General features: G+C 66.1%; 31 protein-coding genes and 1 riboswitch. Of the genes, 10 read left to right on the top strand and 21 right to left on the bottom strand.

What is annotated here, in order from left to right; translation table 11 throughout:
* Nucleotides 1-28 precede the first annotated feature (28 nt).
* From uppS to ASC89_RS19945, 3 genes are all read right to left on the bottom strand, one after another.
* The gene (uppS, locus tag ASC89_RS19955) at nt 29-712 is read right to left on the bottom strand and encodes a polyprenyl diphosphate synthase (RefSeq protein ID WP_056001048.1); all 684 of its coding nucleotides are present in this window, start codon (nt 710-712) and stop codon (nt 29-31) included.
* A gap of 298 nt (nt 713-1,010) precedes the next feature.
* Entirely contained in the window at nt 1,011-1,373 is a 363-nt protein-coding gene (locus tag ASC89_RS19950; protein WP_056001045.1) for a transcriptional regulator, read from the bottom strand.
* Nucleotides 1,363-1,971 (bottom strand): hypothetical protein, encoded by a 609-nt coding sequence (locus ASC89_RS19945; RefSeq protein ID WP_056001041.1) that lies wholly within the window; start codon nt 1,969-1,971, stop codon nt 1,363-1,365. The genes ASC89_RS19950 and ASC89_RS19945 overlap by 11 nt, the downstream gene beginning before the upstream one ends.
* A gap of 407 nt (nt 1,972-2,378) precedes the next feature.
* Between ASC89_RS19945 and ASC89_RS19940 the strand changes: the two genes are divergently transcribed.
* Nucleotides 2,379-3,542 (top strand): DUF2652 domain-containing protein, encoded by a 1,164-nt coding sequence (locus ASC89_RS19940; RefSeq protein WP_056001038.1) that lies wholly within the window; start codon nt 2,379-2,381, stop codon nt 3,540-3,542.
* 27 nt (nt 3,543-3,569) lie between these two features.
* On the opposite strand, the gene arfB is transcribed toward ASC89_RS19940, so the two are convergent.
* The 7 genes from arfB to ASC89_RS19905 form a co-directional block, all read right to left on the bottom strand.
* A complete protein-coding gene (arfB, locus tag ASC89_RS19935) occupies nt 3,570-4,025 on the bottom strand; it encodes an alternative ribosome rescue aminoacyl-tRNA hydrolase ArfB (protein ID WP_320410479.1) in 456 nt (151 codons plus the stop codon).
* Between the two features lie 198 nt (nt 4,026-4,223).
* Nucleotides 4,224-5,009, bottom strand: a complete 786-nt coding sequence (locus ASC89_RS19930; protein WP_056001035.1) for an SDR family NAD(P)-dependent oxidoreductase — start codon at nt 5,007-5,009, stop codon at nt 4,224-4,226.
* A gap of 153 nt (nt 5,010-5,162) precedes the next feature.
* Entirely contained in the window at nt 5,163-5,669 is a 507-nt protein-coding gene (locus ASC89_RS19925; protein ID WP_244488503.1) for an SRPBCC domain-containing protein, read from the bottom strand.
* Nucleotides 5,653-6,006 carry a helix-turn-helix transcriptional regulator gene (locus ASC89_RS19920; RefSeq protein ID WP_056001029.1) on the bottom strand — a complete coding sequence of 118 codons (354 nt, stop codon included), beginning with the start codon at nt 6,004-6,006 and terminating at the stop codon, nt 5,653-5,655. Before ASC89_RS19920 ends, ASC89_RS19925 begins: the two co-directional genes overlap by 17 nt.
* A gap of 56 nt (nt 6,007-6,062) precedes the next feature.
* Nucleotides 6,063-7,121: an iron ABC transporter permease gene (locus ASC89_RS19915; protein ID WP_056001026.1), complete on the bottom strand. Its 1,059-nt coding sequence runs from the start codon at nt 7,119-7,121 to the stop codon at nt 6,063-6,065.
* A gap of 168 nt (nt 7,122-7,289) precedes the next feature.
* A complete protein-coding gene (locus ASC89_RS19910; RefSeq protein WP_056001023.1) occupies nt 7,290-8,234 on the bottom strand; it encodes an ABC transporter substrate-binding protein in 945 nt (314 codons plus the stop codon).
* A gap of 11 nt (nt 8,235-8,245) precedes the next feature.
* Nucleotides 8,246-9,049, bottom strand: a complete 804-nt coding sequence (locus ASC89_RS19905; RefSeq protein ID WP_056001020.1) for an ABC transporter ATP-binding protein — start codon at nt 9,047-9,049, stop codon at nt 8,246-8,248.
* Nucleotides 9,050-9,157: 108 nt separating this feature from the next.
* A riboswitch (cobalamin riboswitch) is annotated at nt 9,158-9,375 on the bottom strand.
* A 404-nt stretch (nt 9,376-9,779) separates the two neighbouring features.
* On the opposite strand from ASC89_RS19905, the gene ASC89_RS19900 reads away from it, so the two are divergent.
* The 5 genes from ASC89_RS19900 to ASC89_RS19880 all read left to right on the top strand — a co-directional run bounded on the left by ASC89_RS19900 (nt 9,780) and on the right by ASC89_RS19880 (nt 14,471).
* Nucleotides 9,780-11,147, top strand: coding sequence for an LLM class flavin-dependent oxidoreductase (locus ASC89_RS19900; protein ID WP_056001018.1), 1,368 nt, complete (start codon nt 9,780-9,782; stop codon nt 11,145-11,147).
* Nucleotides 11,147-11,719 (top strand): NAD(P)H-dependent oxidoreductase, encoded by a 573-nt coding sequence (locus ASC89_RS19895; protein WP_056001015.1) that lies wholly within the window; start codon nt 11,147-11,149, stop codon nt 11,717-11,719. The genes ASC89_RS19900 and ASC89_RS19895 overlap by 1 nt, the downstream gene beginning before the upstream one ends.
* A gap of 28 nt (nt 11,720-11,747) precedes the next feature.
* A complete protein-coding gene (locus tag ASC89_RS19890; protein WP_056001012.1) occupies nt 11,748-12,713 on the top strand; it encodes an aliphatic sulfonate ABC transporter substrate-binding protein in 966 nt (321 codons plus the stop codon).
* Between the two features lie 74 nt (nt 12,714-12,787).
* Complete coding sequence (locus tag ASC89_RS19885; protein WP_082533483.1) at nt 12,788-13,639, top strand: ABC transporter permease subunit; 852 nt, start codon at nt 12,788-12,790, stop codon at nt 13,637-13,639.
* A gap of 4 nt (nt 13,640-13,643) precedes the next feature.
* Nucleotides 13,644-14,471, top strand: coding sequence for an ABC transporter ATP-binding protein (locus ASC89_RS19880; protein ID WP_056001009.1), 828 nt, complete (start codon nt 13,644-13,646; stop codon nt 14,469-14,471).
* A 68-nt stretch (nt 14,472-14,539) separates the two neighbouring features.
* Here ASC89_RS19880 and ASC89_RS19875 read toward each other — a convergent pair whose 3' ends face one another.
* The 5 genes from ASC89_RS19875 to ASC89_RS19855 form a co-directional block, all read right to left on the bottom strand.
* Nucleotides 14,540-15,202: an SH3 domain-containing protein gene (locus ASC89_RS19875; RefSeq protein WP_056001006.1), complete on the bottom strand. Its 663-nt coding sequence runs from the start codon at nt 15,200-15,202 to the stop codon at nt 14,540-14,542.
* Between the two features lie 172 nt (nt 15,203-15,374).
* On the bottom strand, nt 15,375-16,013 hold the full coding sequence (locus tag ASC89_RS19870; protein WP_056001003.1) for a peptidase inhibitor family I36 protein: 639 nt from the start codon (nt 16,011-16,013) through the stop codon (nt 15,375-15,377).
* A 195-nt stretch (nt 16,014-16,208) separates the two neighbouring features.
* On the bottom strand, nt 16,209-16,778 hold the full coding sequence (locus tag ASC89_RS19865) for a peptidase inhibitor family I36 protein (RefSeq protein ID WP_056000994.1): 570 nt from the start codon (nt 16,776-16,778) through the stop codon (nt 16,209-16,211).
* 361 nt (nt 16,779-17,139) lie between these two features.
* Nucleotides 17,140-17,532, bottom strand: a complete 393-nt coding sequence (locus ASC89_RS19860) for an acyl-CoA thioesterase (protein ID WP_056000991.1) — start codon at nt 17,530-17,532, stop codon at nt 17,140-17,142.
* Nucleotides 17,529-18,128, bottom strand: coding sequence for a thymidine kinase (locus ASC89_RS19855; RefSeq protein ID WP_056001947.1), 600 nt, complete (start codon nt 18,126-18,128; stop codon nt 17,529-17,531). The genes ASC89_RS19860 and ASC89_RS19855 overlap by 4 nt, the downstream gene beginning before the upstream one ends.
* 328 nt (nt 18,129-18,456) lie before the next feature.
* Here ASC89_RS19855 and ASC89_RS19850 point away from each other — a divergent pair, with 328 nt between their 5' ends.
* The gene (locus tag ASC89_RS19850; RefSeq protein ID WP_055880570.1) at nt 18,457-18,852 is read left to right on the top strand and encodes a DUF2147 domain-containing protein; all 396 of its coding nucleotides are present in this window, start codon (nt 18,457-18,459) and stop codon (nt 18,850-18,852) included.
* Nucleotides 18,853-18,855: 3 nt separating this feature from the next.
* On the opposite strand, the gene ASC89_RS19845 is transcribed toward ASC89_RS19850, so the two are convergent.
* Nucleotides 18,856-19,758 carry a DMT family transporter gene (locus ASC89_RS19845; RefSeq protein ID WP_056000988.1) on the bottom strand — a complete coding sequence of 301 codons (903 nt, stop codon included), beginning with the start codon at nt 19,756-19,758 and terminating at the stop codon, nt 18,856-18,858.
* A gap of 166 nt (nt 19,759-19,924) precedes the next feature.
* Here ASC89_RS19845 and ASC89_RS19840 point away from each other — a divergent pair, with 166 nt between their 5' ends.
* Entirely contained in the window at nt 19,925-20,272 is a 348-nt protein-coding gene (locus tag ASC89_RS19840) for a nuclear transport factor 2 family protein (protein ID WP_055880565.1), read from the top strand.
* Between the two features lie 9 nt (nt 20,273-20,281).
* On the opposite strand, the gene ASC89_RS19835 is transcribed toward ASC89_RS19840, so the two are convergent.
* The 5 genes from ASC89_RS19835 to ASC89_RS19815 form a co-directional block, all read right to left on the bottom strand.
* Nucleotides 20,282-21,514 carry an aminotransferase class V-fold PLP-dependent enzyme gene (locus ASC89_RS19835; RefSeq protein WP_200940464.1) on the bottom strand — a complete coding sequence of 411 codons (1,233 nt, stop codon included), beginning with the start codon at nt 21,512-21,514 and terminating at the stop codon, nt 20,282-20,284.
* Nucleotides 21,515-21,707: 193 nt separating this feature from the next.
* Nucleotides 21,708-22,277 (bottom strand): Spy/CpxP family protein refolding chaperone, encoded by a 570-nt coding sequence (locus ASC89_RS19830; RefSeq protein WP_056000985.1) that lies wholly within the window; start codon nt 22,275-22,277, stop codon nt 21,708-21,710.
* Nucleotides 22,278-22,707: 430 nt separating this feature from the next.
* Nucleotides 22,708-23,136 carry a CBS domain-containing protein gene (locus ASC89_RS19825; RefSeq protein WP_055880559.1) on the bottom strand — a complete coding sequence of 143 codons (429 nt, stop codon included), beginning with the start codon at nt 23,134-23,136 and terminating at the stop codon, nt 22,708-22,710.
* A 179-nt stretch (nt 23,137-23,315) separates the two neighbouring features.
* The gene (locus ASC89_RS19820) at nt 23,316-25,205 is read right to left on the bottom strand and encodes a hypothetical protein (RefSeq protein WP_056000982.1); all 1,890 of its coding nucleotides are present in this window, start codon (nt 25,203-25,205) and stop codon (nt 23,316-23,318) included.
* Between the two features lie 170 nt (nt 25,206-25,375).
* Nucleotides 25,376-25,708: a hypothetical protein gene (locus tag ASC89_RS19815; RefSeq protein ID WP_156384694.1), complete on the bottom strand. Its 333-nt coding sequence runs from the start codon at nt 25,706-25,708 to the stop codon at nt 25,376-25,378.
* Nucleotides 25,709-25,853: 145 nt separating this feature from the next.
* On the opposite strand from ASC89_RS19815, the gene ASC89_RS19810 reads away from it, so the two are divergent.
* Both ASC89_RS19810 and ASC89_RS28525 read left to right on the top strand, forming a co-directional pair.
* On the top strand, nt 25,854-26,309 hold the full coding sequence (locus tag ASC89_RS19810; RefSeq protein ID WP_056000976.1) for a DUF4864 domain-containing protein: 456 nt from the start codon (nt 25,854-25,856) through the stop codon (nt 26,307-26,309).
* A gap of 100 nt (nt 26,310-26,409) precedes the next feature.
* Nucleotides 26,410-26,568 (top strand): hypothetical protein, encoded by a 159-nt coding sequence (locus ASC89_RS28525; protein WP_156384693.1) that lies wholly within the window; start codon nt 26,410-26,412, stop codon nt 26,566-26,568.
* Nucleotides 26,569-26,607 lie beyond the last annotated feature (39 nt).

Here is a 26,607-nt window from a genome sequence, read left to right as displayed (position 1 = left end):
CGGGTCCGTTTACGGCTCTCACAGAGCCCTACCCAGCCATGGCCCTAACAGGCTCGACATTGCCGCCAAAGCTGCGCACCCGGGTGCCATACTCCGCCAATGCCGTGTCGAACTCGGCGGGGCCGAAGTCGGGCCATTTCACCCGGGTGAAGTAGAGCTCGGCCTGGGCGCATTCCCACAGCATGAAATCGGAGAGCCGCTGGTCGCCGCCGGTGCGGATGAGGAAATCGACATCCTCGGTGCCGAGTTCCGTGGCGATCGCCTCGGGGCCCGCTGCCGCGGCGGCGAGGATGGCGTCGCGGGCGGAGTAATCGATGGCGACGCGCAGATGCAGGCCGGTGCAGGCGGCGGTGCTGCGTTCGGCGGCGGCGATGGCTTTCACCAGGCCGAGCGGCAGGCGATCGCGGCGGCCGAGAATGGAAATGCGGACATTGGCATCGCGCAGCTGGCGCGCCTCGACGAGCAGGAAATGGCGGAGCAGCGCCATCATGCCGGCTACTTCGGCCTCGGAGCGGCGCCAGTTATAGGTGGAGAAGGCGTAGAGCGACAGCGCGCCGATATCGCGCGCAATGGCCGAGCGGACGATGGCGCGCACGGTATCGGCGCCGACCTGATGGCCGGCGGGGCGGGGCAGGCCCCGCGCCTCGGCCCAGCGGCCATTGCCGTCCATGATGATGGCGACGTGGAGTTTGTGGTCAGGAGTGGTTTGCATTGTAAACCTCTTGGACATCGGTTGAGCGGATATGAATTGGTCAGGCATCGGTTACGAATTGGCAGTGGTCGACGGAGAGAGACGGCCCCCTCCCTCGCCATTCGAGCATAGCTCTCATGGCCTTCTCGCCTCAAATCGCTCCACTGGAGCGATTTGCCCTTCGGGACGGTTCGAAGTCCCCCATGAAGGGGGAGGTGCCCCGCCGGTTCATTGGGCACAATCGAAGACGAAGCCTCGACTCTTCACCTCCCCCTTTATGGGGGAGGCCGGGAGGGGGCCGTCTGCTTCAGTCAGCACCTCAAGCCACCTGCGGTTTCCCCGGCGCAGCCTGCTCAGCCCTTGCCGAGGCGTCGCGGACGACGCGTTCGAGCACCGAGAGATAGTCGAGAAAGCGCTGGCGGCCGGCGGGGGTGAGGCGGATTTCGGTCAGCGGGCGGTTACCGGTGTAGCCCTTGTGAATGTCGACCAGGCCGGCTTCCTGCAGCACGGCGAGGTGGCGGCTGAGATTGCCCTGGGTGAGGCCGCAGAGGCGCAGCAGGTCGTTGAAGGCGAGGCCGTCGGGCCGGCTGACCAGCGAGGTGAGGATGCCCAGGCGGGCCTTCTCGTGGATGACGCGATCGAGCCCGTCATAGGCGAAGGGGGCATCGGGCTCAACGGACATTGGCGGCCTCCGAGGCGCGGTGAACGATGCCGGCGATCAGCAGCTGGCCGACGGCGAAGGGCAGGCCCATATGCCACGGCGAGAGGTTGTGGTCCCCGGCGGCGAAGAGCAGCACGGTGAAGCCTGACAGCAGGTACCAGGCGCCGGCCAGCGCGATGGCGCGCGGCAGCGAGCGGACGGCGGCAAAAATGCCGAGGCTGACGAGGATCAGCCACAGGCCGGGGACCAGCCACAGCTGCTCGGGCGCAAAGCGGGCGAAGAAGGCGAGCAGCGTCGCGCCGGCGACGCCTGCCGGCACGAAGTTCAGCACCGCCTCGCGGATCATCTGGTCGGCAAGGCCGGCATGGTGGCGCTGGGCCCGGCGCAGCATCTCGGCGCCGATCAGCGCGACGGCGACAATGGCGGTGAGCACCCAGCCGGTGAAGTAGGCCATGGGCTCGGCGGCGCCCGGCAGCACCGACTGCAGCGCCGCAACGGCGAAGGCGAGGAGGCCCGAGGTGGCGAGGGCGGCCGGACCGAGGCCGAGGAACTCGCTCGACTGGGCGAGGCGCGACTTTATCTCGACGATATCGGCGAGGGCTTTGTCGAGGTCGGACATGGCCGGTGACTCTGGTTTGTGACGCAAACCAGATTGGGGCGCAAATTGCGGCGGGTGTATGGCGTGGAGTCGGGAACCGTGCGGTCACAGGCGCCGCTGTGAAGCGCGGTGCATTCGTGGTAATTTGTCGGGTGCCTCTGGGCTCCCCGCCTCGTGGCACGACGCCAGGAGCTTTCCAGCTCCCGGCGTTCTAGGTGACTGCTCGGACCCCGATGCCGCCATGCGTCGGGGTCCACCTATTGATAGCGGATCGTTCCGGCAATTCCGCTGACATCGGACGGCCGCTTGCGGCCGTTGCGGGCGGACGGCAAGCGGCCGCCGCGAGCGGATCGGCAAGAGGCCACCGCGACACTGGCCCTGCTGCCCCGTTCCGTGAGACAATGACGGCGCGGCGGGGGAGGTGACAGGTGTCGACCCGGCTTGGCTATTTCCTCATCGCCGACATTACCGGCTACACCCAGTATCTGGGAGCGTCGGAGCTGGAGCATGCGCAGCAGACGCTGACGGCGCTGCTCAACCTCCTGATCCACGACACGCGGCCGCCGCTGGTGATCTCACGGCTCGCTGGCGATGCGGTGATCAGCTACGGGCTGAGCGACAATTTCCTCACCGGCCAGACCTTCGCCGAGACCATCGAGGACACCTATGTCGATTTCCGCAGGGCGATCGAGCGGATGGTGCACAACACCACATGCCCCTGCAATGCCTGCCGCAATATCGGCACGCTGGATCTGAAGTTCTTCGTCCATCATGGCGAATTCGCCGTGCAGAAGCTCGATGCACATGACGAGCTGGTGGGCTCGGAGGTGATCCTGATCCATCGGCTGCTGAAGAACCACGTGACCGAGGCGACCGGCTTCCGGGCCTATACGCTGTTCACCGATGCGGCGCTGACCCGGCTCGGGCTGGGGACCGAGGGGCTGGTGGCGCATCAGGAGAGCTACGAGAATTTCGGCCCGGTCGCAGTGTGGATCGAGGACATGCATCCGGTGTGGGAAGCGAAGCGCCAGCTGACCCGAGTGAGCATCCCGGGGGACAGCGAGCTGATGCGGGTGAGCGCCGAGATCGCGCTGCCGCGCGAGCGGGTGTGGGACTATGTGGTGCAGCCCGAGCACTACCGGGTGCTGCTGGCGGCGACGCATCTCGATATCAACGGCAAAAGCGCCGGGCGGGTAGCGGTTGGCAGCGTGTTCCAGTGCTACCACGGCGACGCGATCATTCCGCTGACGGTGCTCGAATGGCAGCCATTCGAGCAGATGCTGGTCGAGTATGTGTCGCCGGTACCGATCCGTGGGGTGTCGGGGCTGACCGAGCTGCGGCTCGAAGACTCGGGGACCGGCACCCGGCTGACGCAGATCTTCAGCAAATCGAGTGGCCCGTTGCTGGGCCGGATGATGTCGGATGCCGGGCTGAAGTCGTCGGCGAAACAGTTCCAGCACGATATCGAGCAGTTCGCGCGGCATATCGAGGCGGACCATGCGCAGCATCCGCCGGAGGACGCGATGCCGACGATCGCTGCGGCGGAGATCGGCGCGGCGGCGCGCCAGAGCCTTGGCGAGATCGGCGCCTAGAGCCTTTCACCGCCGATCCGACGAGCGTTAATCCCAGCTCTTGACGCTGCGCAGCTTCTTGGTGGCGCCGCGCTGCGACTTGCCTTCGAGGCGGCGTTGCTTGGAGCCGAGGGTAGGGCGGGTCGGGCGCCGGGGTTTTGGCGGGACCAGCGCCTCGCGCAGGATGGCGACGAGGCGGTCGATGGCGTCGTCGCGGTTGAGCGGCTGGCTGCGCAGGCGGTTGGCGGTGATGACGATGACGCCCTCGGTGGTGAGCCGGCTGCCGGCGAGAACGGCGGCGCGGTGCTTCAGCGGCTCGGGCAGCGACGGCGAACCCATCAGGTCGAAGCGGAGCTGCGCCGCGCTCGACACCTTGTTGACGTTCTGGCCGCCCGGGCCGGGGCTGCGGATATAGTCGATCGAAATCTCCGACAGCGGGAGATGCACGGCGCCGCCGATGTGGAGAGAGTCGGGAATGGGGGAGGGCTCCGGTGGTCGGGGCACCAATAGCACAATGGTCGGCGCGGGAAGAGTACCCCCACCCCTGTCCCCTCCCCGCAAGGGGGAGGGAGACGCTCTCACTGAGGCCGGTGTTTTGGTCTCCTCCCCCCTTGCGGGGGAGGGACAGGGTGGGGGGTACCCTTCCCGCACTGAACCATCCTCCCACGTCCTGCGAATTGGCGTGGCCACACGCTCGGACGGCTAGTCCGCGTCCATCACCGAGCCGCAGGTGAGGTTCATGATGGCGCCTGATATCGCGGTGGCGCGGTCGGAGGCGGCGAAGGCGGCGGCGCTGGCGACCTCGGCGAGGGTCGGCATGCGGCCGAGAATGGTGCCGGCTGTCATGTAGGCCTTGATCTCGCGAACCAGCTCGGCGTGCTCGGGGGCGGAGGGCCAGGTCTCGGGGATGGCCTCGGAGCGGAGGCAGACGACGCGGATACCCTTGGGACCGAGTTCGGCGGCGAGGGTGCGCGACAGCGCTTCGATGGCGGTGCAGGCGATGCCGAAGCCGCCGGCGCTGTGCTCCATCTGGTCGCGGCCCGAGAGGTGGGCGCCGGTGGACGACAGGGTGAGAATGACGCCGGAGCCCTGCTTGACCATATGGCGGGCGGCGGCGAGGCCGGTGAACAGGTGCGTGCGGACGCCGGCAGTGATCGGGGTGAGCACGTCCGCGCTGTTCATGTCGATGAGGCGCGTGCCCTGCAGGTGGCCGAAGATCGAGATGGCATTGAAGGTGATGTCGATGCGGCCGGCTTTGGCGGCGATGGCATCGGCATGAGCCTGGACGGCGGCTTCGTCGAGGGCGTCAACTTCGGCGGCCTCGGCCTCGCCGCCCGCGGCGTTGATGGCATCGGCGACGGCCTGGACCTTGGCGAGCGTGCGGCCGGCGAGGAACAGCCGTGCGCCATCGGCAGCGAACTGCCGGGCTGTGGTGGAGCCGATCCTGCCGGCGGCACCGTGGATGATGGCGATCTTGTTGGCGAGCATGGCGTGGGGTGGTCCTTTGCTTGTCGGCTGAGGTGCCGGTGGCCCGCAAGGGGGAGGGAGACGCAGACTGAGATGCTGGTGTGAGGGTCTCCCTCCCCCTTGCGGGGAGGGGACAGGGGTGGGGGGCAGCCAGCACCGGCGGTTGATAGGGGCTCAGGTCAGCTGTTGCAGCTGGATGCCCTTGGCCAAAGCCGTGGCGTATTGCTCTTCCTTATTGAAGAGCGAGTTCCAGCCGCCGACATGGCTGTCGCGCGAGGCGACGGAGGTGAAGGGGGTCTGGTGGAAATGCTGGGTGGTGCGGCCGGCGCGTTCCTCGAACTGCACGGTGATGGTGGTGGGCACGGTTTCGCCGGCCCCTTCGTCCCAGGCGAAGCTGAGGACGATGCGCTTATGCGGCTCGATCTCGAGATACTCGCCGCCCGACCAGCTCTTGGGGAACATCGACGAGGTCATGCCGACGCGCCAGGCGCCGCCGGGGCGGAAGTCGGAGCTGAGGTCGGTGACGGTGAAGCCTTCCGGGCCCCACCAACGGATCATGTGTTCGGGCTCCTGCCACATGCGCCAGACGATCGACAGCGGCGCAGCGAAACTGCGGGTGATGAACAGCTCGTCGTCGCGCAGCTTCAGGGCCTCAGTGCGCATCTCAGTTCTTTGAGCCATTGTCATCTCCCTTGGTGATCTCGTCGAGATAGGCGCCCATCTTGTCGAAGCTGCCTTCCCAGAACATGCGGTAGCGGGCGAGCCAGCCATCGACTTCTTGCAGCCGGGCGGTTTCGAGTTTGCAGGGCCGCCACTGCGCCTCGCGGCCGCGGCTGATCAGGCCGGCGGTCTCCAGCACCTTGAGGTGGCGCGACACGGCCTGCAGGGTAATGTCGAAGGGTTCGGCCAGCTCGTTGACCGTTGCCTCGCCTTCGCTCAACCGGGCCAGCAGGGCCCGGCGGGTCGGATCGGCGAGGGCCGAGAGCGTGGTGCTGAGTGGGTCGGTGGCGGAGTACATATTCAACACTTTCGTTGATCAACGTTTGTGTTGAATACGCCTCGCCTTGGTTGCTGTCAAGCGGCACGGCCGCGGCGGCGGAGCAGCAGGATGAAGAAGCCGCCACCGACCAGCCCGGTAATGATGCCGATGGGCAGATCCTGCGGCGGGATGATGATGCGGGCCAGCATGTCGGCGAGAACGAGGAAGATGGCGCCGAGCAAAGCCGAGAGCGGCAGCACCCGGCGATAGTCGCCGCCGACAACCAGGCGGACGATGTGCGGGATCATCAGCCCGACAAAAGCGATGACGCCGGAAAAGGCCACGGCGGCGCCGGTCAGCAGGGCCGACACGATGAACACCACCATGCGGAAGCGCCCGGCTGGAATGCCGAGCGTGGTGGCGCTTTCGTCGCCGAGCGTCATGGCGTTGAGGTTGCGCGCGTTGGCGATGAGGTAAGCGCCGCAGGCGAGGAGCGCGACGAGCGGGTAGGGCAGTTGCGCCCAGGTCGAGAGCCCGAGGCCGCCAAGCATCCAGAAGATCACAGTGTGGGCAGCGCGCGGATCACCCAGGAAGATGGCGAGGCTGCCGCCGGAGCTGATGAGGAAGCTGACGGCGACGCCGGCGAGGATCAGCCGGCTGGCATCGGTGGAGCGGGTGAGATTGGCGATGCCGACGACGATGGCGGTGCTCAGGAGCGCGCCGCCGAAGGCGAAGAGCGGGACGGTGGCGAGGCCGAGGAACATGCCGGTATGCAGCAGCACGATGATGGCGCCGAGCGCCGCGCCCGAGGAAATGCCGAGCAGATGCGGATCGGCGAGCGGGTTGCGGGTCACCGATTGCAGGGCGGCGCCGACCAGCGCCAGGCTGGCGCCGACGGCGGCGCCGAGGATGACGCGGGGCAGCCGCACCTCCCAGACGATGTTGTCGCGCCCGGCCGACCAGCTCACCTCGACGCTGCCGGGGGCGAGATGGTGGGCAACGACGGACCAGACGGTGTCGAGCGGAATGGCGATGGCGCCGACGCTGACGGCGACCAGCGCCGTGACGAGGAGCAGCGCGGCGAGCGCCAGCACCAGCGCCGGGGTGGCGTGGATCAGGGCGTGGCGCGGGCCGGTGAGGTGGCGGTGGGACATGGGGGCCTTACGGGGTGCTGACTGATAGAGACGGCCCCCTCCCGGCCTCCCCCATGAAGGGGGAGGTGAAGAGGGGTTTGTGGCTCGATCGAGCCCTTCTCACCGGCGGGGCACCTCCCCCTTCATGGGGGAGGATGGGAGGGGGCCGTCTGTCGGCCGTCTACCCCGCTACTCCGCGAACGCCGCGGCCAGGTGCTTGATCGCTGCGATGTTGCGCGGGCCCGGGGTGGCTTCGACATATTGAAGCGTAACGAAGCGGTTATGTTTTATCGCCGGAATGTCCTTGAAAGCCGGGTTGTTGCGCATGAAGTCTGCCTTCTGCTCGGCGGTGACTTCGCCATAGTTGATGATGACGATGACGTCGGGGTTGCGCTCGATCACCGGCTCCCAGCCGATCTCGACCCAGCTCGAGTTCACGTCGTCCATGATGTTGGTGCCGCCGGCGGCTTCGATCAGCGCGGTGGGGATGGCGTAGCGGCCGGCGGTGAAGGGCTTCTCCTCGCCCGAGTCATAGATGAACACCTTTGGCGGGGTGTCGCGCCTGGGCAGCGTCGCGGTGAAGGCAGCCAGCTCGGATCGGTAACCGGCAACCAGCGCTTCGGCGCGTTCGGAGACGCCGAAGATTTTTCCCAGATTGAGCAGGTCGACATAGAGGTCGTCGATCGCGGCCTTGGGCTTGTCCATGATGTGGATGCAGCTTTCGGTCAGCTCGTAGACCTTGATGCCGAAGGCGCCGAGGGTCTCCGGGGTGATTTCGCCGCCGACCTTCATGCCGTAGTTCCAGCCGGCGAAATAGAAGTCGGCATCGGCGCCGAGCAGCACTTCCTTGGTGGGATAGTCGGGCGACAGTTCGGGCAGCTCGGCGACACCGGCGCGCAGCGTTTCGTTCAGCGTCTTCCACTCCGACACGCCGGTATAACCGGCCATCGAGCCGGTGAGGCCGAGGGCCAGCATCATCTCGGTGAGGTTGACGTCGTTGGAGACGGCGCGGCTCGGGGCGGTGTCAAACGTAACGTCACGGTTACAGCTCTTGATAGTGACCGGGAAGTCGGAGGCAAAGGCGCTGGTCGCGGCGAGCGCGACAAGCGGGGCAAGAAGGAAGCTGTGGCGCATGAAGATCTCCGTTAGCGGCGTGGTTCGAGATGAAAGGAAAAGCGGGGGCGGCCGGTAGCCGGATGGCTGTCGATGGCGGTCTCGACGGCAAAAGTCTCCCGGATGGCCGCCGGCGTCAGAATCTCCAGCGGTGGGCCGAGCGCTGCCTGCCGGCCATCGGCGATGACCAGCACGCGATCGGCATGGGCCGAAGCGAGCGCCAGGTCGTGCAGCGAGACGATGATGGTGGTGGGCAGCGCCGCGAGTAGCGCCAGCACTTCGAGCTGATGGCGGATATCGAGGTGGTTGGTGGGCTCGTCGAGGATCAGCAGGTCCGGTTTCTGCACCAGGGCGCGGGCAAGCATGACGCGCTGCTTCTCGCCGCCGGAAAGCGAGGCGAAATCGCGGGCGGCCAGCGGCGCGAGGCCGAGCAACTCCAGCGCGGCTTCGACCGATGCGTAACCATGTGGTGACCCGTCATGCTGGTGCGGGGTGAGGCCGAGCTCGATGATTTCGGCGACGCTGAGGCCGAAATCCGAGGCCGGCTCCTGCAGCACGGTGGCGATGCGGCGGGCGGTGGCGCGGGGCGGCAGCGACCACAGGTCGACACCATCGAGGCGGACCGTACCGGCGGTGGGGCGGTGATAGCGGTAGAGGCAGCGCAGCAGGCTGGATTTGCCGGCGCCGTTGGGGCCGACCAGCGCCAGCATCTCGCCGGGCGCGACGACAAAGCTCAGATCGCGGACGATCGGGGCGCGATGCGACGGGCCCCAGCTCAGGCCTTCGACCGTGAGGGCGGCCGGGCTAGAGCCGACGAGGGATCGGGCAAGCTCCATCGGAGGCCTCCGCGCATAGGCGAGGGCTGACGGGCGAACCGATCAAAATGCGAGCTGCGATGCGTAGTCGTAGCGCCATCGACGTTCCCCTCGGCACACCCCGGCCGGGTTACAGTGAGCTGTCGAGGCAGGTCTCCTGGCTCGCGGGTCACAGCGCCTCCGAACCTTCCCAACCCGTCGGGTCAGTGGTGTCTACGGAAGAGCTCGCCGCTTACAGTTGCGGGGGCAGCCACGGTTTTGCGCCCTGATGGGTACGTCGCACCGTGTTCCCTTTTAATCCCCGTTGGCTTGGCGGCCGCCGAGGAACCTTGAACCGGCGCATAGAGCGTGGACTCGGGAGCGATGTCAATTGCGCGAGGTAGCGGACCCGACACCGTGCGGCGGGCCGGGTCCGCGTCGTGAGGGAGGGGAGGCGCCCCGCCTCACGGGCTATCGAGCGTCGCAGCTCGATGGGAGAAATGAACTGAGATGTGCCCCCTCAGTGCCACCGACTCGGCAGCTTAGGAGCAGTGCATCACAGCCCAGCTGACAGAGCGCTGAACGTCGGTTGCAGAAATGGTTCAGGAACCGCATCCGACCGTCCGTTCCCCGGCAAGGCGATTGTGCGGGCAAAAAAAGCTCACGAACCCAGCGATCGGCGCAAAGCCATCAGTCGACATTGTATATTGAATTAGTAGTCTAAAGTCTCATTGCCGAGCATGGAGCGCGGCACCGGGGGACCGATGTCGAAATGACCACCGAGGACAGACAGCTCAAGCTCGGCGCCTTCATCATGGCGACCGGGCATCATATCGCGGCCTGGCGGCACCCGGATTCGGACGCCGATGCCGGACACAGCATCGACCACTATCGCGGCCTCGCCGAGACGGCCGAGCGCGGCAAGTTCGACCTGGTGTTCGTTGCCGATAGTCCGGCCGGCTGGGATGGCGACAAGGACGCCGAGACGCGCAGCCGGGTCAGCCATTCGGCGCATTTCGAGCCGGTGACGCTGTGGTCGGCGCTGTCGCAGGTGACCGAGCGGATCGGCTTCGTCGCAACGGCGTCGACCACCTATGAGGATCCCTATCTCCTCGCCCGCAAATTCGCCTCGCTCGACCATATCTCGAAAGGCCGCGCCGCATGGAACGTGGTGACGACCGGCGCCGACGTGTCGAAGAACTTCTCGATTGCTGGCCATCCGGCGCATGCCAACCGCTACCAGCGGGCCGAGGAAGTCGTCGATCTGGTGCTCGACCTGTGGGACTCCTACGAGGATGATGCGCTGATCCGCGACAAAGCGAGCGGGATCTTTCTCGACCCCGACAAGGTCCACAAGGTCAATCACCACGGCAAGTTCTTCGATGTCGCCGGGCCGCTGAACGTCGCCCGTTCACCGCAGGGCCGACCGGTGGTGGTGCAGGCCGGCGCCTCGGAGCCGGGTCGGGAACTGGCGGCGCGCACCGCCGAGGTGATCTTCACCGCCAACCAGACGCTGGAAGATGCCCAGGAGTTCTATTCCGACATCAAGGGGCGGCTCGCCAAATTCGGCCGCCGGCCGGAACAACTGCTGATCATGCCGGGCATCTTCGCGGTGCTGGGTGGAACGGAGAAAGAGGCGCAGGAGAACTACGAGTTCATCCAGTCGCTGGTGCACCCGACGATCGCCTGGTCGATCCTCAAGCAATATTATGTCGGGGTCGACCTGTCGGGCTACTCGCTCGACGACAAGGCGCCGCCGCTGCCCACCAATACCGAACTCAACAAGAGCCGGCTGAAGCTGGTGTCGGACCTCGCGGCGCGCGGCCTCAGCCTGCGAGAACTCTATTTGTCACTGGCCACGGCGCGCGGCCACCGGACGGTGGTCGGAACGCCCGAGCAGGTGGCCGACGCCATCGGAGAGTGGTTCCACGGCGGGGCGGCTGACGGCTTCAACATCATGCCACCGGTGCTGCCCACCGGGCTCACCGACTTCGTCGACCAGGTGGTGCCGGTGCTGCAGCGGCGCGGCTGGTTCCGCACCGAATATGAAGGCGCGACGCTCAGGGAAAATCTCGGGCTCGCGCGGCCGGTCAATCGTTTCGTCGAACGCGCTGCGGCGCAGACCCAGAGGAGCGCCTGATGGCCGGGCTGAATATTGTCGGATTTGCCGGCAGCTCGTCGCGACCGTCGCGGACGCGCAACCTGGTGGAAGCGATCGCCGATGCGGCGGCGCAGCGTTCGGGAGCTAAGGTCTCGATCTTCGATCTGCAGGAGATCCAGCCCTCGCTGGGCTCGACCCTCGATCCGCGCTCGGCGCCGGCCGATCTCGCGCAGCTGATCGCAACGATCACCGCCGCGGACGCGCTGGTGGTCGGCTCGCCGATCTACAAAGGCACCTATGCCGGGCTGTTCAAGCACCTGTTCGACCTGATCGAGCCCAAGGCGCTGAAGGGCAAGCCGATCGTGCTTTCGGCAACCGGCGGCAGCGAGCGGCACGCGCTGGCGATCGACCACGGGCTGAGGCCGCTATTCGCATTCTTTTCGGCCGACATCATCGCTACCGGCATCTATGCCAGCGAGCCGGATTTCGCCGACTACCAGCCGCATAGCCCCGGCCTGCTGAAGGGGATCGAACGGGCGGCCGAGGAACTCGACTGGCGGCTGCAGGGCAAGCGCGTCGAGGCGGCCGAGCCGCAGCGCGCCATCGCCTGATTTCAACCTGTTTCTGATGGAGACGACGATGATCGATCGCAGATCGACACTGAAGCTATTCGCCGCGGCGTCGGCGCTGAGCCTCGTGCCCGGCGTGGCACGGGCCGAGGATACCGCCAAGGAATTCCGCATCGGTTGGCAGAAGGGTGGGGTCTTTGCGCTCGCCAAATCGTCGGGGGCGCTCGACAAGCGGCTCGAAGCGCGCGGCGTCAAGATCACCTGGTCCGAGTTCACCTCGGGGCCGCCGCTGCTCGAGGCGCTGGGCGCCAACGCGATCGATTTCGGCTCGACCGGCGACATCCCGCCGCTGTTCGCCCAGGCTGCCGGTGGCGACCTGGTCTATGTGGCGGCCAGCAAGAGCAGCGTCGCCGGTTCAGCCATCCTCGTCAAAAAGGACTCGCCGATCCAGTCGATCGCCGACCTGAAGGACAAGAAGGTGGCGTTCAAGCGCGGCTCCAGTGCGCATAATTTTGCAGTCAAGGCGCTGCGCACGGTCGGGCTGACGCCGGCCGATGTCGAGGCGCTGGATCTGGGGCCGCCGGATGCGGCGCCGGCCTTCGCCAGCAACCAGATCGACGCCTGGATCATCTGGGACCCCTATTATGCGATCGCCGAACAGGCGCCGGATACGCGCGTGCTGGTGACGACCGAAGGCATCGTCGACTCCTGGGGCTACTACCTGGCCAATGGCGGCTACGCCAAGGAGAACCCGACCATCCTCGCCGAGGTGATCGACGAGCTGGCGAGGGTCGGCAAGGCGGCGCAGGCCAATATCGAGGCCACGGTCGGCGAGATCTCGGCGGTGACCGGGGTGCCCGAACCGATCCAGAAGATCGCGCTGACCCGCAAGGGCGCCGACCTCGGCGCCATCCAACCGCTCGACGACAGCATCCTCACCTACCAGCAGGCGCTAGCCGACGAGTTCTTCGGGCTGGGGATCCTGCCCAGGAAGCTTTCGATCGCCGAGGTCTTCTGGCACGCGCCGGAGCTCTAGAGCATTCCGCCGTTTCGCCGAAACGACGAAATGCCTGAGGCCTTTGATTTGTCGCGCTTTCAGGGAGACACGAAATGACGCTGGTTGCCGAGCTTCCCAAACCGGCCGCCTTGCCGGGCGGGCCAAACCTGCGCCAGGCGGGACGGTGGATTTCTTCCCGGCTGGCCGGTGCGCTGCCGCTGCTGCTGCCGGTGGCCATCGTCGTCGCCTGGCAGACGGCGTCGAGCCTGGGACTGATCGGCAACCGGCTGATGCCGGCGCCGCTGGATGTGCTTCGGGCCTTCTGGGACAAGACGATTTCGGGCGAGCTCGGGGTCAATATCGCGGTCAGCGCGCAGCGGGCGCTGTCGGGGTTGTTCGTCGGCGGCTCGATCGGCTTCCTCCTGGGGATCGCCAACGGTGTTTCCAGCCTGTCGCACCGGCTGACCGATACGACGCTGCAGATGATCCGCACCATTCCCAACCTGGCGCTGATCCCGCTGGTGATCCTGTGGTTCGGCATCGGCGAAGAGGCGAAGCTGTTCCTCACCTCGCTCGGGGTGTTCTTCCCGATCTATCTCAACACGTTGCACGGGGTGCGGACGGTCGATCCGCAACTGATCGAGATGGGGCGGGTCTATGGGATGAACGGCTGGACCTTGTTCCGCAAGGTGATCTTCCCAGGCGCGCTGCCCTCGATCTTCGTGGGCCTGAGGTTCTCGCTCGGCATCATGTGGCTGACGCTGATCGTCGCCGAAACCATGGCGGCCTCCTCAGGCATCGGGCACATGGCCAACTCGGCGCGCGAGTTCATGATGACCGATGTCGTGGTGCTGGCGCTGGTGATCTACGCGCTGCTCGGCAAGCTGGCCGATGCGACGGCGCGGTTCCTCGAACGGCGGACACTGCAATGGCACCCGGCGTTCCAAACGCCGGCGAAAGGGTGATCCGATGAGCCAGATTCAGCAGGCCCGCAAGTTCAACGCCTGGGGCAAGGGGATCGAGCCGGAGTACGGTCCGCAGGCACCGGCGCCCACGGCAGAGCGCGGCAGTGCGGTGGGCATCCGCATCGAGGGGCTGGATAAGTCGTTCGGCAGCGTGCCGGTGCTGCGCCAGCTCGATCTCGAGGTGCCCGCAGGGCAGTTCCTCGCCATCGTCGGTAAGAGCGGCTGCGGCAAGAGCACGTTGCTGCGGCTGCTCACCGGTCTCGACGAGCCGACCGGCGGGCGCATCACCTTCACCGGTCCGGGCGGCGAGGCAGTGACGCCGAATGCCCGGATCGTGTTCCAGGAGCCGCGGCTGCTGCCGTGGGAGCGCGTCGCCGGCAATGTCGCGGTGGGCCTGGGGCCGGGCCAGGGCGGCCGCCCGGCCAAGGAGAAGTCGCTGGCGGCACTGCGCGAGGTGCAGCTCGACGAGAAGGCTGGCGACTGGCCGGCGCAACTCTCCGGCGGGCAGCGGCAGCGTGTGGCGCTGGCGCGTGCGCTGGTCAGCCGGCCGGATTTCCTGGCGCTCGATGAGCCGCTCGGAGCGCTCGATGCGCTGACCCGCATCACCATGCAGGGGCTGGTCGAGCGGGTGTGGCGGGAGCAGGGGTTTACCGCGCTGTTCGTCACCCACGATGTCGGCGAGGCGGTGGCGCTGGCCGACCGGGTGATCGTCCTCGACGAGGGGCATATCGTGCTCGACATCCTGGTCGAGCACGAGCGTCCGCGGTTGCGGGGCGCCGAGGACCTGGCGCGGATCGAGCGACAGTTGCTCGACGCGATCTTCCGGCGCTAGGTGCAAGAAGCAAAACGCCGCCCCGGGCAATAAGCCGGGGCGGCGCTTTGTGTTCAGTCAGGCGGCGCTCAGCGGACGCGCAGCGAGCTGATATTGTCGTTGGCACCGCGCAGGTTCGGCACGCTGCGTGAGATCACGATGCAGCGGCCGTTGAAGTTGGCGCGCTCGCAGACCAGGGCCTGCGCATCGCCGCGGATTTCGATCGAGCGGATCGAATCGTCCCAGCGGCCGAGACGGGCGAGGCGCTCGCCTGGACGGGCGCAGAAGCTGTCGCCGCGGAAATTGGTGTTCTCGTAGAAGCAGACGCGGTCGCGGTTGCCACCCGGACGGCCGGGCCGCATGTCGAAGCCGCCCGAACCGATCTGGAAGCTGAAGCCGGGGACGTCGAAGCCGATGCTTACATCGACATCCGGCCTGCTCGGGCCCGGACGATCGGGAACGATGACGCGGGTATCGATATCGTCCTCATCGTCGAAGCCGGAATCGTCGTCGCTGAGGAAGCTGGCGGAGACCCAGCCATCCGGACCCTGCTTGATCACGTAGCACCAGCCCCCGGAGCAGCGATCGATCTCGACCTGTTGGCCGGGGCGCAGCACATCGACCACGGCGCCGTTCACCGGCGCGGCACGAACATTGACAGTGCTGGTGGCGACGGCGGCGTTGGCCGCACCGGCGAAGAACAGCGAGCCGAGCAGCACGGTGGCGGCTCCTGCCAGTTTGATGGGATGCATGAATAGTCCTCTCTTTGTGACGCTTTGGGGCATTTATCGATTGTCGCCGCGAGGCCGAAACGGCCCGAACGCAAGGGAGTTCCATGCATTCGTGTCGATTGCGCCTAAAATGCAAACGCCGCCCCGGGAGTTCCTCCCCTGGGCGGCGTTCGGCTCTCAGTATGGTGAAGCGTCAGTTAACTTCGTAGGACGAGATGGCGTTGTTGAGCTGCTTGGGCAGCGACGCCTTGGACGAGCTGATGTCGGCGCAGATGCCTTCGAGGTCGAAATCGCGGCAGACCAGCACGTCGGCATCGCCGAACACCTCGATCGAGGAGATCGAGTCGTTCCAGCTGCCGCCCAGCGCATCGTCGCTGTCGCCGGGCTCGACGCAGAAGCTCGCGCCGTTGAAATTGGCGTTCTTGTAGAAGCAGACCTGGTCTTCTTCTTCCGGCTCGGGCAGGGGCTGCGGCTTGGGCTGGTTGCCGATGCCGATCGAGATCGACGGCTTGCCGTCGCCGCCGACACCGAAGCTGAAGCTGAACGGCACGTTGGACGCGGGCTTACCCTTGTTGAGCCCGCCGAGGCGGTTCTGGCGCACCCAGCCATCGGGGCCCGGGATCTGGATCAGGCAGACGGTGCCCTGGCAATCGAGCACGGTGACGAGCTGGCCTGCTGCGACCGAGTTGACCACCGGCGAGTTCGGGTTGGCGGTCTTGCGGACGTTGGAGTCCTGCAGCATGTGGGCATTGGGCGCAGCGAAGGCAGGCGCGACGGCAAGGCCGACAAGCGCGGCCAGCGCTGCGGCGGCGACGAGGTGGAGACGCTTCATGAGGATGTTCCCTGATTGACGGCACCGGGATCGGTGCCGCGGCGCGAGATCAGCAGGGCATCAGGTGCCGCGCGCCGAACGCTGCCGACAAACAGCAGTATTCGCGATTCGAGGCGAAATCGACTGAATTGCAAAACAAACGGCCCGCACCGGGCAGGCAGCGGGCCGGTCGTTACTGAGCGTGGCAGGCGAAACTCAATAGACCCGCATCGAACTCACATTGTTGTCGAGGAAGCCGTGCAGGCTGGTCCGGCTGTCGTTGACGCGTTCGCAATAGCTATGGAACTCGCGGTCGCGGCAGAGGTCCACCGAGACGTTGCCCTCGATACGGACCGACGAGTAGCGGTTGTCGGTGTCGAGCAGCAGGAAATCGCGGACGCTGGTGCCGGCCTTGGCGCAGAACGAGGCGCCGGTGAAGTTGTGGCCTTCATAGAGGCAGACCGTGCCGGGGCCGCCCCAGTTGTAGGGAATGGGGGCGAGTTGCCAGGGGTGACGGATCACCTTGCCGAAGGCGATGTTGTAGAGGCTGGTCCAGCCGGCGGCGCGTCCGGCATGGACGTGGCACCACCGCTTGGAGCAACGATCGACATAGATGCGGACCTGACCTTCGATCTCGCCGGTGACGTCGTAAGCCTTGCCTGGACCTTCGAACAGGATGAGCGGATGGACCGACCAGGCGGGCGAGCCCACCGGCGCCGCGGTCGCGGCGGCCGTGCCGAGAGCGAGAAGGGCTAGTGCAGACAGGCAGGCGAGCAACTGCTTCATCGAAAATGCCCCGTACCAAATAATCAGAGACGAAGCGTAGCGCCGCTGCATGACGGTTGGAAGGGTGCGCCGGCAACAGGGTGGGGGAAAATTGGCGGGGTACCGGCCGCAAAAGACTGTGGCTCCGCACACCCCCTCCGAGCTGCGCTAGGTCGCTGCCGCTCCCGTCAAGGGGGAGGTGGGCATCGAGTCTTGGGCCGGACCGGTCGGAATGGAAGAGGATCAGCGGCGGAAAGGCGCCGCGCGGAATCCCTCGCGCAGCGCCTCCCTCATCGTCCCGGGGAAGAGGCCACCCATCCCGGGACGGGATAGGTGAAGCTTTGCGATTGTGGTGCTGAACGGGTGCTGAACGGCTGTCGGTTCAGCGTGGGATGACGCGCTTCTGGCCCTGGTCGTCGAGGGCGACGTAGACGAAGCGCCCTTCGGTGACCTTCACGCGGTCGGCGAGCCGGTTGCGGCGAGCCCAGGCCTCCATGGCGATGGTGATCGAGGTGTTCCCGACCCGCTCGATCGTGGTGTAGACGCACAGCACATCGCCGACCTTGACCGGCGCGATGAAAGTCATGGCTTCGACTGCCACGGTGGCGACACGGCCTTGCACGCGCTCGACGGCGCAGATCGAGCCGGCAATATCCATCTGGCTCAGCACCCAGCCGCCAAAGATGTCACCGGCCGGATTGGTGTCGGCCGGCATGGCGAGGGTGCGGATGGTCAGCGCACCATTGGGCTCGGCGGTGGAGGCTGCGTCGGTCATGCGCGAGGTCCTTTCGGCGGCCAGCGGCCGATTTCTTCTTCCCAGTGCCGGCGGCAGAGCGAGACGTAGACCGATTTCTCGATCGACACCTGGTTGCCCTCGGTGAGCGCGCCGCCTTCGGTGTCGCGGCGCACCACCATGGTGGCCTTGCGGCCGCAAAAGCAGATAGTGCGGACTTCGCGCAGCTCGTCGGCGACGGCGAGGAGCTCCGAGGAGCCGGGAAACAGCTTGCCCTGGAAATCGGTCCTGAGGCCATAGCACATCACCGGCACATCGAGCCGGTCGGCGACGCGGGCGAGCTGCCAGACCTGGTCGGTAGTAAGGAACTGCGCCTCGTCGACGAAGACGCAATCGACCTTCGATTCCTGCAGGTGATCGTTGACGCGCTGGAACAGGTCGTCCTCGCCATTGAACATTTCGGCATCGGCGGAAATGCCGAGCCGCGAGGTGATGCGGCCGACATCGCCTTCGGCATAGAGCGAGGAAGTGAACAGTAGCGTGCGCATGCCGCGCTCGACATAGTTGTAGGATGCCTGCAGCAGCAGGGTCGACTTGCCGGCGTTCATCGCCGAGTAGGAGAAGTAGAGCTTGGCCATGCGGCTGTTCATGCCGCAGGCGAGGGGCGGCGGCGAGGCCAATCGGTCGCTCTCAACAAAAAATCGGCCGCCTGGCGGGGGCGGCCGATAAGAATGCCGAATTGGGGCTCGGCGCAGGACATACGAATTGGCGGCGATGTCCTGCTCATAAGGACCGTCCGGCTGCCGATAGTGGCGGGTGCAACCGGGTCTAGGCCGGAACAATGGGGACGTTCCGGACACCCGCAAGCTATTGAGCCGACGTGACAAGCAGATGACGAACGGTTTCATATTGGCGACATTATCGCACCGTAGCGGAGAGCTGCGGGCAGGGCTGCTGGAGAGGCAAATGAAGACCTTCTGGAAGGCTGGATTGGGTTTGGCGATGGCGGCGGCGATGGCCGCGCCGAGCATGGCGCAGGGCGTCGATGTCACCGGCATGTGGCGCCCGGACAAGAACTCCGACTACGAGATGAGCATGTGCGGCAAGGACAATGCCCAGCTGTGCATCAAGGTCGTGGCGCTGCGCGGCAACATGGATAGCGACAAGAACCGGCCGTACCTCAACACCTACCTGATCGACAAGGCGAAGCCGAGCGGGCAGGGGCGCTGGAAGGGCAAGCTCAGCCTGTTCGGCCAGACCGGCGATGCGACGCTGACGCTCAATGGCGCCAACACCATGAACGTCAAGGCCTGCGCCTACATCGTGGTGTGCCGCGAGATCACCCTGACGCGGGTGCAGTAGCTCTCAGGCTGGCTTTGTTTCCCGGCGCTGCTGCAGTGCCGGGATGGCCTCCACCATGATGATGGCGAAGAAGATCAGCGCCGCGCCGGCATAGCCGATGAGGGGCAGGCGCTCGCCCAGCAGCAGGGCGCCGCCGAGCGCGGCGAACAGGCTTTCGGCCGAGAGGATGATCGCCGCGTTGGCAGAGGGGACGTGCTGCTGACCGATCGCCTGCAGGGTGAAGGCAACGGCAGTGGACATCAGCCCGACATAGAGGATCTGCACCCAGCCGCCGAGAATACCCTGGAGGTCGGGAACCTCGAAGACAAAGGCAAAGGCGATACAGACGACGCCGACACTGAGCACGGTGATAGCCGAGAGCACGATCGGCAGGCCGGTCTGGCGGGTGAGCAGGCCGAGCATGAAGACGTGCCCGCCCCAGAACACGGCGCTGATCACTACCAGCAGGTCGCCGAAGTTGAAGCTCTCGAAGCGCCCGCCGTTCAGGTAGAAAATCCCGACCAGCGCCAGCGGGGCGCCGAGATAAATGATCGGGTGGGGTTTTGCCTGGATCACCAGGAAAGCGATCAGCGGCACGAACAGCACGTAGAGCGCGGTGAGGAAGCCGGAATTGGTGACGCTGGTTTGGGCGAGGCCATATTGCTGCAGGATTGAGCCGGCGAAGAAGGCAGCGCAGAGCACGGCGACCTGCAGCCAGAGCCGCGGCGTGAACGGCCCGACTGCCGGCCCCTTGCGGCGGAGCTCGATGAGCGCGAAGGGCAACAGCGCCACGCCGCCGATCAGGAAGCGCGTGCCGCTGAAGGTGAGCGGTCCCATATGCGCCATGGCGGCCTTCTGGGCGACGAAAGCGAGCCCCCAGATGGCGGTGGCAATGAGCAGCAGCAGGACGGCGAGCGGACGGGACATCGGCGCTGTGTAGCCGGAGCGACGGCCTCGCGTCGAACGGATTTTGGCGATGGACCGATCAGCCGGCGTGATGGGGGCGGCGAAGCGGCAGTGGGTATCACTTGCCCACACTCCGATTATATGTCAGCAATACTGACATAAAATTGTCGAATGGGAGAACCGCTCGATGAACTCTGCTGACCAGGCATTTGCCGAGGAATGGGTCGCCGCGTGGAACGCGCGGGATCTCGATCGGATCCTCAGCCACTACGCGGCCGAGATCGTGTTCCTGTCGCCGTTCGCGCTGCGGCGACTGGGTGATGGTCGTGTCGTCGGCATTGCGGCGTTGCGCGAATACTGGCGCGGCGGGCTCGCGGCGATACCGGATCTGCGGTTCGAGCTCGAGGCGGTGCTCTCCGGCCACCAGTGCCTCACTATCCTCTACCGCAACCAGAGCCGGCAACTGGTTGCCGAAACGGTCGAATTCAACGCGGCTCGCCAAGTGGTCCGTTCGGCGGCCTGCTACAGCGCCTGACCGGCTGCCTTACTTCAGCTCTGCATCCAGCGCTTCGATCAGCCGCTGCACTTCGGCTTCGGAAGTGTAGTGGGTGAACGAGACGCGCAACACGCCGTGGCCAGGGTTGAGGCCGAGGGCTTCGAGCAGGCGGTAGGCGTAGAAGTGCCCGCCTGAGGCCATGATCTTGTGGCGGGCCAGGCGGTCGGCAGCTTCGACGGCAAGCTCGCCGAGCGCCAGCGAGATGGTCGGCGCGCGCTTTGCCGGATCGGTGGGCCCGATGAGGCGGACATTGTTCTTGGAGCGCAGGAACTCCATCAGCGGGGCGAGGAGGATCTCCTCCTGCAGCCGCATCGCGGTGTGGGCCTTGCGGAACGGATTGGCGCCTTCGACCCGATCGCCGGCGAGCTCGGCAACCCGCTCGAGATAGTCGGCGACACCGGCGGTGGCGGCGATCTGGGCGTGGTCGGGGCCGGCCGGCGTCAGCCGCTTGCGCGGCTGGGTATCGTTGAAGAAGTGCCCCTGGTTGGGGAGCTCCGAGGCCAGCGAGGGGCGGATCGCCATGACGCCCTGGTGTGGTCCGAACACCTTGTAGGCGGAGAACAGGTAGACGTCGCAGCCGAGCTCGAGCAGGTCGGGCAGGCCATGTGGTGCATAGGAGACGCCGTCGACCACGGTGACGGCGCCAAAGCTCTTGGCCTTCTGGACGATCTCGTGGACCGGGTTGATCTCGCCGACGATGTTGGAGGCGTGCGGGAAGCAGACGGCGCGGACCTTGCTATCAAGCAGCTTGTCGAGCGCGGCGGGATCGAGATGGCCGGTGACCGGGTCGACCTGCCACTCGCGGATGACGATGCCCCGATCGGCCAGCCGGCGCCACGCGCCGCCATTGGCCTCATGATCCTGGTTGGTGACGACGACGGCGTCGCCGGGCTTCAGCCAGCCGGCAAAGGCATGGCCGAGCGTATAGGTGTTGCCGGAGGTGGAGGGGCCGAAATGGATCCAGTCCATGCCGACATTGAGCGCCTGCGCCATACGGCGATGCGCCAGATCCATGGCGGCGCCCGCCTCGCGCGAGGCGGGGTAGAAGCCATAGGGCTGCACCTTGGTGGCGCGATAATAGTGGTCGAGCCGGCCGAGCACCTGCTGCGACGTGTAGGAGCCGCCGGCGTTCTCGAAAAAAGCCCAGCCATCGAGGCTCGGTTCGCGAAACGCCGGGAACTCGGCGCGGATCAGGTCGGTGTCGAGGGGCAGGGCGGTCATAAGTGGCGCTCGGGAGATCAGATGCCCGATGGTTAGCGGAGCGATGTGACCGCGGCAATGCGGCGTGTGGATAAAGGGGGCGGTACAGCCGTGCGAAAAAGGGAAGAAGTCCCGGCGGGAGGGGCGCCGGGACTTCTCTTGGGGACGGCGTCGCGGCCGGTCGCGTTGGGGCTCGGACCGGCGGGGACTGGGGTCAGCCGTCCAAACCAGGGGCCGCGGGGCGGTGGGTCAGGTGCTTGCCTTGATGCTGGAACTTGCCCTGCATGTGGCCGCGCGGGGCGAGCTCGCGCTTCTGGGTGTCGGTGAGGCTTTCGTAGAAGCTCCTGAACTGCGGCAGCAGTTCGCTCATCGCGGCGAGGCGAGCTTCATCGAACTTGAGGCGCTGCTCGAGGCGCTGGATCAGGTCCGGACGCTCGCCCCGGTTGGCGTTCTTGCCGGGGCGGATGGTGTCGCACTGGTCGGCGAAATCGGTCTGCGCGGTCAGTGCCGAGGTGCGGAAATCCTCGAACAGCTTTTCCTGGTCCCTGGTCAGCTGAAGCTTGTTGGCCATGCGGTCGAGGCGGCGCTCCAGCCGGTCGACGGCGCGGTTGTTGCAGGAGAACTCGGCGAAGCGGAAGGCGCCACCGGCGGCATCGCGGCGGAACTCGAGGGTGCGGTTGTCATTGCGCGGGCGATCGGGACCGGCAGCGAAGACCGGGCTCATGGCGGTGAGGCCAAGGGCGGCAACGAGGGCGGCGAGGATGGTGGCTCGGGTCGGGGTCATCGGGGTCTCCCATCGGTTGAGTGGCAACGGGAAAAGGATGTGCTGCGTCGGCTTGCCGGGGTGTTGCGGCAAGGTGAAATCGCGGCAAGGTTGGAAAGGTGGGGCGGTTCGCCCAACGGCGACATCGCGCCCGTGGCGCACCCATCCGAGCTCTGCTAGGTCGCTTCACTCCCAAGCTTCGCTTGCCTCCCCGTCGAGGGCAGGGCTATCGCATATGACGGCGCTGGGCACCTCTTGCCTTCTCCCACAAGGGGAGAAGGCCATCCAACTACTGTCAGCGCCCCATATGCGATAGCCCTGCCCCTTGAGGGGGAGGTGGGCATCGCGCATGTGGCTGGATCACGCCAAGGTCACCGGCGGACACCCTCCCCTTGACGGGGAGGGATGGGGTGGGGTGCGCAGCGCACGTTTTTGAGATGATCGCCGATCGCTACGACGCGATGTACTCTTTCAGCGCCAGGGCTTCCTGTTCGGCTTCTTCGATCTTGCGCTTCACCACGTCGCCGATCGAGACGATGCCGGTCAGTTTGCCGGCTTCGACGATGGGGATGTGGCGGATGCGGTGGCGGGTCATGGTTTCCATGAGGTCCGAAACCGAGCTGGCCGATGTGCAGGTGATGACCTTGCTGGTCATGACGTTGCGTACCGGGCCGGCGAGAACCGCAACGGGGTCCTTTTCGAGGTGACGGACGACGTCGCGCTCGCTGAGGATGCCCGCGACCTTGCCCTTGGCGTCGACGACGACCACGGCACCGATCTTCTTGGAGTTGAGAATGCGGACGGCTTCGGAGAGCGGCGCGCCGGCTTCCACCGTGAAGACGGTGTGGCCCTTGGATTGAAGGATAGTCTCGACTTGCATCGTTGTTCCTCCTCTCAGGCGGTCATAGTGCGCCAAAGGTGAGGAACGGACAAGAGTCCGAAAGTCTGGGGGTGGATAAGCCTTGAAGCCGGTGCGTGGGGACCCCCACCCCTGTCCCCTCCCCGCAAGGGACGCAGTAGCGCCCTGAGGGGGAGGGAGACGCTGACGGAGAGGTCTGGTTACTGCGCGGCGGGGGCCTTGAGGTCGCGCTTTTCGTCCTGGGTCGACGGGGCCGGCGTATCGAGCACCGGCAGCTCGACCGGCTCGCCGCTGGCTTCGGCGACGACGTTGAGCTTGCCGGCCAGCGCCGCCGGGTTGGTCTCGGCGGCGGCGAGGTCGGCGAGGCCGATGCCGGCTTCGTCCTTGGCCGTGATGGTCAGCTTCAGGTGCGAAGCGCCGCTGAGGAAGGTGCCGAGCTGCTGGGCAGCGGTCAGCGCCTCGGTGGTGTTGCCGAGGAAGGCGAGCGTCATGCCCTGGGCCATGCCGGCGACGGCAGTGCGGAAGGCGGCCTCGGACTGGCCGGCATCCTTGGCACCGGCGGCGAAGGCGAGCGCGCTCATGCCGCGGTCCTCGATCTCGATGGTGACATCACGCAGGGTGAGCAGCATCGCGGCCATGGTGGCTTCGTCGGTGTTGTCGGCGAACAGCGACTCAGTGGCGTTGCCGAAGGTGCCCGAGAGGTTGACGCGGCCGAGTGCGCCCATGTCGATCAGCACGTCATCGACATTGATGGTGGACGTCGCCTGGTCCCAGGCGAGCTTGGTGCCGAGCGAAATATCGAGCTTGTCGACACCGCGGGCGAGCAGATCCGCCACCGGCAGGTCGGTCATATCGGCGGTGATCGGCAGGATGAAGTTGGCGAGGTTCAGCGAAATGTCGGCCGGAATGCCGTTGACGTAGTTGCCGAGCGTCGCGTCGAAAGCGCCGAGGGTGCCGGTGATGCGCTTGCCCGAGGACTCCGGATCGGGCACGTCGATGGTGAGGTTGGCGAGGCTCATGCCGTCGAGCGCCGGAACTAGCTTCCGCCAGTTCGTGGTGAAGTAGGCTTCATCGAGCTTGGTGGCCGCTTCGATGGCCGCGATGGCGGCGCTGAAGTCCATCTTCTTCCAGGTGAAGTTACCGAACTTCAGCAAGCCGTCATTTTCGACGGTCATGTCGAAATCGTTGAGCGAGATTGCCGGATAGATCGCCGGCTCGAAGCCGCCGACGGTGATCGGGCCCGAGGCGACGGTGAGCGGGTTGCCCTTGTCGTCCTTGCCCGAGCAGTTGAAGCCGCTGAAGGTCATCGGCGTCGAGGAGAAGGCGGTGAACATGTCGGCGTAGAAGCGGACGAGCTTGTCGACCGTTTCGGGCGCCACCTCGGTGCCGGCCTTCTGCGCCGCATCGGCTTCGACGATCAGCGCGTTGATCTCGGTGAAGTTCTGCTTGAGCGGCCGGGCGCTGAAGCTGCCGAGCTCGCCAGTGCCGAACTCGCAGCTGAAGGCGTCGCCGCCCTTCAGCGAGCCGCCGGAGAACTTGAAGTCGGCATAGACCTCTTTCATCTCGGTGCCGGCTGCAGGGGCAGCGGTGAGACCATAGAAACCGAGCAGGGCGGCGAGATCGAAGCGGCCGACCGACATTTCGCCGAAAGTGCCGGTGACGCTTTCGGCGCCGCTGAAATCGGTGCCGCCGACATGAGCGGAGGCCGCGACGCCATTGGCGACATCGGTGAGGGTGATGTCGCGATAGGTGATCACCGACGGGCCGGCGCCCTCGACATAGCTGGGATAGCTGACCTTGATCTCGGGGATGATGACCGACTTGGCATCGAGAGTGGCCAGTGCATCGAGCGCGCCCGGCGCACCGGTGAACAGCCCACGCACCGCGCCTTCATTGATGTTGCCGTCGACCACTTCGACACTGGCGACCGACAGCTCGTAGGGGCCGGTGGCGGCGCCCTGGGTGATGCCGGTGACCGAAAGGGTTTCGGCGGAGGCGCCGGTGGCGGCAAAGCCGGCAAACACGGAGCCGAGCAGAAGGGCGCGCAGCGGACGCAGGCGGCCGAGCGGAGCAGAAGCGATACGGGTCATGTCGGTTTCCTCAGTCGCAAAATCATGAGACGCCGCGTCCCGCGTTCACCTTTGGGTGAGGAAGGACACGGCGCGGGGAACGGCCCGAAGCGAGCGTCACGGGCTTCTAGACTACCCTAGCTAACGGGAAGATGAACGGCGGAGCGCGAAACGCGTTGAATTATGCCGTTTCAGCCTTCGCCGTGACCGGGCTTCCAGGCGGAAAGTGGATTGGACTGCCGGGCTTTGGGCGGCTGCAGGCCTTCGCGCAGAATGGCGCGGACCACTTCGACGAGGATGGCGAAGAGCAGGGCGCAGAGCGGCACGAACAGCAGCACCACGGCAGTGTCGATCTCGCCAGCGCCGATGATGGCGCGCGGCGGGATGAGGCCGAGCAGCAGCGCGATGCCGGCGCCGACGAAGGTGAGCGAGAACGAGATGGCGGTCGCCGCACTCAGGGCGTTGCGGAACAACGGCCGGCGCAATGACGGTCGCTTCGGCTGGGGAAGCTTGGTGGGAGACATGAGGACTCGCTGACTCGGCAGATCACAACGCAGTGATAAAGCTCACTGAATGCGCGGATGTTTCGTTGCTAAAGGGGTGAAGCGGGTACGATTTGAAGGCGATCGTGTGGCGAAAACCCGCCAGGCGACATGGGGAGACGGGAGCATGCGACTGTTCGTAACGGGGATCAGGCTGGTGCTGGTGGGGCTGTTGGCCGCCTTCCTGATGATTGGAATGGCGGCGCGAGCCGAGGATCAGGCCAGCGAGGCCGCGGCGCTCGAGCCGTGGCAGAGCGTGATCACCAGCCAGATCGAAGCGTTTCGCAGCAAGGATGCCGCCGGGGCGTTCAGCTATGCCGGGGCAGGCTTTCAAGTGACGTTTCCAAGCGCCGAGGCGTTCTTCAACGCCATCGTGACGGCAGGCTACGCGCCGATCATGGAATCGCGCTCGCACAGCTTCGGCAAGTTCCAGAAGCTTGGCGACAAGGCAGTGGCGCAGGAAGTGAAGTTCGTCGGCAACGACCAGGGCCTGTACAGCGCTATCTATATGCTGGCCGAGGAGGCCAATGGCTGGCGGGTGCAGGGCGTGCAGCTCGCCAAAGCGGCCGGCGTGGGAATCTGAGCTTTCCTGAGCCGAGGATGAACGGCGGTATCAGTGAATGTTCAACGGCTTGGCGCGAAAAGCGGATATTCAAAGCCCCGCGTTGTCCAGGATGTTTCCGTTGAAGCTTCTCGCCCTTTCCGCCGTCCTCGCCGCCATTCTCGTCAGCCTGATGCCCGATGGCGAACAGGCGATGGGCGGCAGCAAGAGCAGCGTGCGGGCCGACGGGACCGAAATCGTCCTGCCGGCGCATGCGCCGGTTCCCGCTCGCGCCGTGTGAGCACGGCATCTGACCTCTGCCATCTGACCAAACGTCCCG

It is taken from the genome of Devosia sp. Root413D1 (genome assembly GCF_001425235.1).
In the GTDB taxonomy this organism is placed as follows: domain Bacteria; phylum Pseudomonadota; class Alphaproteobacteria; order Rhizobiales; family Devosiaceae; genus Devosia_A.
Note: the sequence above shows the minus strand (reverse complement) of the source record. Positions and strands in the feature narration are given on the sequence as shown.